The organism is Acidovorax sp. GW835-FHT14B10, from assembly GCF_058793725.1.
Map to the genome: position 1 here is coordinate 1 of NZ_JBXAGC010000062.1, position 4,483 is coordinate 4,483.

The 4,483-nt window shown below is 54.5% G+C and carries 3 protein-coding genes and 2 pseudogenes; 2 read left to right on the top strand and 3 right to left on the bottom strand.

What is annotated here, in order from left to right:
- Positions 1 to 332: 332 nt before the first annotated feature.
- Together AC1Q5S_RS22120 and AC1Q5S_RS22125 are read left to right on the top strand one after the other, a co-directional pair.
- Complete coding sequence (locus AC1Q5S_RS22120; RefSeq protein WP_157896848.1) at positions 333 to 590, top strand: hypothetical protein; 258 nt, start codon at positions 333 to 335, stop codon at positions 588 to 590.
- Positions 591 to 1,053: 463 nt separating this feature from the next.
- Entirely contained in the window at positions 1,054 to 1,617 is a 564-nt protein-coding gene (locus AC1Q5S_RS22125) for a ParM/StbA family protein (protein ID WP_143218421.1), read from the top strand.
- A gap of 18 nt (positions 1,618 to 1,635) precedes the next feature.
- On the opposite strand, the pseudogene AC1Q5S_RS22130 reads toward AC1Q5S_RS22125, so the two are convergent.
- The 3 genes and pseudogenes from AC1Q5S_RS22130 to AC1Q5S_RS22140 all read right to left on the bottom strand — a co-directional run.
- Positions 1,636 to 2,676 (bottom strand): annotated as a pseudogene (locus tag AC1Q5S_RS22130) (IS30 family transposase).
- Between the two features lie 771 nt (positions 2,677 to 3,447).
- Positions 3,448 to 3,900 carry an HAD domain-containing protein gene (locus AC1Q5S_RS22135; protein ID WP_086929088.1) on the bottom strand — a complete coding sequence of 151 codons (453 nt, stop codon included), beginning with the start codon at positions 3,898 to 3,900 and terminating at the stop codon, positions 3,448 to 3,450.
- Positions 3,901 to 4,085: 185 nt separating this feature from the next.
- Positions 4,086 to 4,483 (bottom strand): annotated as a pseudogene (locus AC1Q5S_RS22140) (hypothetical protein); the annotation flags it as partial.

Below are 4,483 nucleotides of genomic sequence, written 5' to 3' on the forward strand. Positions count from 1 at the left end.
GGAGACGTTACTCAAGGGGTCAAAGTTGGGTGAAAAAACTCAGTCCAGAGGGGTCAGATTTACGTGGAAATCAACATTCTGGCATTGATCGGTACGTAGAGCTAGAACCTTTCCGAAATTCATCGGAGGGATTCACTACTTCAGTCAGTTGGAACTGACTTTGGCCAAGGAACTTCCCCGGCACCAAGACCCAGACGGGCCTTTTTTGGTTTGCTTCGACCATCCCGCTGTACGCAGGATCTGAAGCTGGTTTGAACGCCGCGAGCGGCAACTTTGAAGGTTGAGCATCAAGCCCAGGAACAACCCGAAGGTCATTGGGGATGGATTCTGACATGAAAAGCATCAAAAGTCACTTTTTTGCAGGCCGATTTATCTCTAAAAAACCCGTCGAAACCCGTTTGGAATTCGTGTTCGGTCTTGAAACCCGCATGGATACTGGCCGCGAGCAATGGTTCTCCTTGGCCGAGAACTTGGGTTGCGGGGCAAAAAAAGGCGAAAAGTCGCCTTGGCAAAGGGCTCGAAACGGCGTTTTCGATGTGTTCTGGGGTGTCCTTGGCCCCTGTCCGGTGCATCAAGGACTCACGCTGTGAGCCTGGAGCGAGTCGAGGCTTGCGGAGTGTTGTGGGGTGGCGACTCCGATACCTTGCCGTCATGGATGGCAGATGTTGTGACGATGGATGCGACCCAGCGCACACGCTTGTTCGGGCGCCCTGTCTCCGTGCATGACCAATCAGTGGCCCCAATGAGGCCAATCAATGACATGCGCTCCAGCGAGTAATGGTTGGTTCTGACGGGGTGTGGCACCAAGTGGCCTGTTATTGGCTTACAGCGGGCCACCTGTTGCCCGCAGTCTCGTGTTTGCGCCGCCAGCCCATACGCCATCTGGCAATCAGTGGCCTTTTGCGCGCCAGTCAAAGGCCAGTATGGTGATTATCAACACGTTTCTTTGCGGTTTTGATAGGGCATCCGACCGTATCAGTGCCTTATGGAGATTCGTGATTTCCCACAAATCGAGGATGATTTCGCTCGTTCCCAACTATTACTCATCCAGATATGGCTAATTCCACATTTCAAATCCCCGTCGTCGCGCTCGATATTGGTTATTTCTCTGTTAAAGGAGCATCTCGCCGCGAAAAGAACGACACGATCAAGGCATTTCAATTTCCCAGCCAGTGCTCGCATGTATCGTCGGTACATAAAACATCTATGGGAATGGCCGCACTTTCTGGTGCGAATGTCACGGTTAACGGCGCGGAGTATTTCGTAGGCAAAGACGTGGTACTTCAAACCAGCGCCCGACAAACCCGCGCCATCACAGAAAATTACGCTGACTCGCCCGAATACAAAGCACTGTTCCTGGGTGGCCTGTATTACTTCCTGAGCGATTATGCGGGTGAACTGCGCGGAAAGAACGAAGTAGAGATACGTCGCATGGTTGCTGGCCTGCCGATGAATATGGTTTGCGACAGGATCAAGCCTGGCATCAAAGACGATCCTCTTGTGGTTGAACGTGTCGATGAGGCGATTCGTGAGGGCTATGAAGAAATTACCCTCGGCGGCAAGAAATATCGCATGGACGATTATTTGCCCATTGCTGATGGGCGGATTCAAAAGTGAAGTGCAACACCTTGGATTTCAATGAATCTGAGTGTAGTGCTGTGGGTTGTTGATCAGCAACTCGCGGTACACCGCCGCGGTGATCGTACCCCCGGCCCCTTCTTGGGACGGTTGTTGATTTCATCGGCAATGGCATCGAGCTGCTCCTGGCTGTGGATGCTCAGTTCCGTCCCCTTGGGCAGGTACTGGCGCACCAGATCATTCATGTTCTCGTTGGTCCCCTTTGCAATGGGCTGTGCAGTACACGGCAATGCCGGTCTGCTCGCTGAGCTTCTTACGCATGGCCATCTCCCGACCCTGGTCGTACGTCATGCTCAGGCGCATCGGCTGTGCAATGCCCAGCTGCTTGTTCGTGAAGGCCTGCAAGACGTGGCCGGCTTGAACTCAGGCAGCTTGACCAGCTTGACCAGCATCCATGTGCGCTCCACCAATATTCTCACTGCACTGGCATTGCCTTCGCCCCTTGATGAGATCACCTTCCCAGTGCCCGGGGAACTGGCGGTCTTCAATCTCGGGCAGGCGCACATGGATGCTCAGCCTGTCCGGTATCTGGCTTCTACGGTCCTTGCCCTTGCCCTTGCCCTTGCCCTTGCCCTTGGCTAGCGCGGCAGTCGCTTGTTATGGCCGTGGCGCTGGGTGGCGAACAGCTCTTTGCGCAACTCGCCCACGGGCATGGCATATATGCAGTTGTGGATGGTTTCATGTGACGCGCGGTATTCTTGGCCGGGGGGATACAAGCGTGCCAGTGTCAGGGCAATCTGCTCGGGCGACCAGCGCAGCCGCAGCAGATGGATTACCAGGGCGGACAAGATCGACTCGGAATGCAGCTTCATCGCTGGCCTGCCGCAACGCCTGCGCTGCAGGAAACAAACACGGGGCATGTGCGCTGTCATAGCCAGAGGAGCAGGCATTGCGCTGGAGTTCGCGGCTGAAGGTCGCCGGGGATCGGCGCAGTTGCCGCGCGATGGCTCGTACGCTGTGGTTCTGCTGCCTCAGGCTGGCAATAGTGACGCGGTCTTCAGGCTGGCGCAGGTGATAGTGCGAGGAGGCGGTTGGCATCTGCGGACCTTACAGGTTGGCAGGTGTTGCACTTCACTTTTGAATCCGCCCCTAAACATGGCATGTGTTGTGACGCATGAACGATCCGTTTGACAGCAAGCACTCTTCTATGTTGTTGATTTCATTAGATTTATTGGCATCATCTATCGCATATCTTGTGACCACATACTTCGAGCTTGCTAAACCCATGGTTAGCATATCTTGTGAAGAATTCCAGGTGCCCGCCAGAAAATTTGGCCATTTCATAAGCCAAACATGGCATGTCTTGTGACTAGATAGGACGCAGGTCGCACACCACGTATGCTGCTAAGTATTTGATTTATAAGGAAATTACAAGTTGAGCATCGCGTATCTTGTGAATACACGGCTTCAATGTTCTTCAGGTGGAACCACACACTTTTCTGCGCATTCCGATGGCTTGGCTCGGCTTCTGTGCACCAAAGATGGCGTTTCTTGTGACAGATGGCTCCCATTTTTCGAAGGAGCCGACCTCCAACTATGGCGTATCTTGTGTTGATTTCCACGCAGAAGTGACCCACTAACCCCCAGGTGGGGGTGCGGTTGCATGGAAATCAACAGTAACGGTATGACGTTGGGGTTGTTCGGTGGCCGACTTGCTTCAAGTGTTGCATCTCTTGTGAAGAGTTTGGCCTAGGCCAGGCTGTAGTCCGGTGGTACGCCGTCTGCGTCAAGAGCAATGAGGAGCGCGTTGTCATCAGGCTTGCACTTCCAGCTGCCGGATTCGCTCTGCCGCTTTGATACTTGATGTTTTTAAAGAAGCTTCCGCAACCGAGCCACGAGCAGTTCCCCGCTGGTCGGGCCCAGGCCTGTACGGCCGTCGGTCAAGAACAGCGACTTGCAAAATGGCCTGTAGAGCCATGAACGGTCATCAACCGCCAGCCAGGGCAGATGGGAAGCCTCATGCATCCGGAGCCATGCATGGCACTCGGCTTCCCGCTCGTAGCCAACCAGCGTCTGTGGGACGTCGTTCAGATCAAAGTACTTTGGGGTGGTTCCTGCGATTCTGACTGCCACATCCGAGCTGAACCTTTGTCGAAGTTGCTCCAGCGGACTTTGCAGTCGCCAAGTGCTTGTGATCACCAGCTTGAATTCAGGGACTTGGCGCAATGCGCTCTCCAACACTGGCAAGCAGCAGAAGTGCTTCGATTCATGGCAATGCTCTGGATGCAGAACCCCGTCGAAATCCAAGAACAAAATAGGCATTGGTCGGCTTCCAAGGGTGGATTCTCGACAAGAGAACACTCGATCAGGCAATCAGCAAAGTCAGCCCTCTCTACGCCCAAGGCACGCAGCCCACGTCGAGGGTGAATCTGCAGCGCTGCCAGCAACCCGCGCACTGAAGAAGCTCAAGGACGCAACGCTCGGATTGCTCGCGTCGGCATGGTGGTTCAGACAGAGGATTCGGTGGCGGGGACGTTGAGCCGCCGAATCGTCAGTGCGCAGCGGTGTTCTATCAAGGTACTGATTTGCTCTACCACGTCATTCTTCACAAAACCTCGTTCAGGGGCAAACTGAAGCTTGCGTGCATTCGCTGGCAGTAACTTTGCAAGCTCCAGAATTCGCCGTTTGGCCTGCGCTTTGGTTAGCCCCCTGATGGCCACCCAAACTCCCCCACTTATGGCCACCTCAAACTCCCCCACCTGAACTGATCGGGGATAGGGTTTCAACGCCGGCGCCGTCGGCACCTGTTGGCAGGACATGGATCCGGTCTGTTGATTTCCGCGTAATCCTGACCCCGGTTTTTCATCCAATATTGACCCCACCTGTTGGGGTGTAGCCGGGCTAC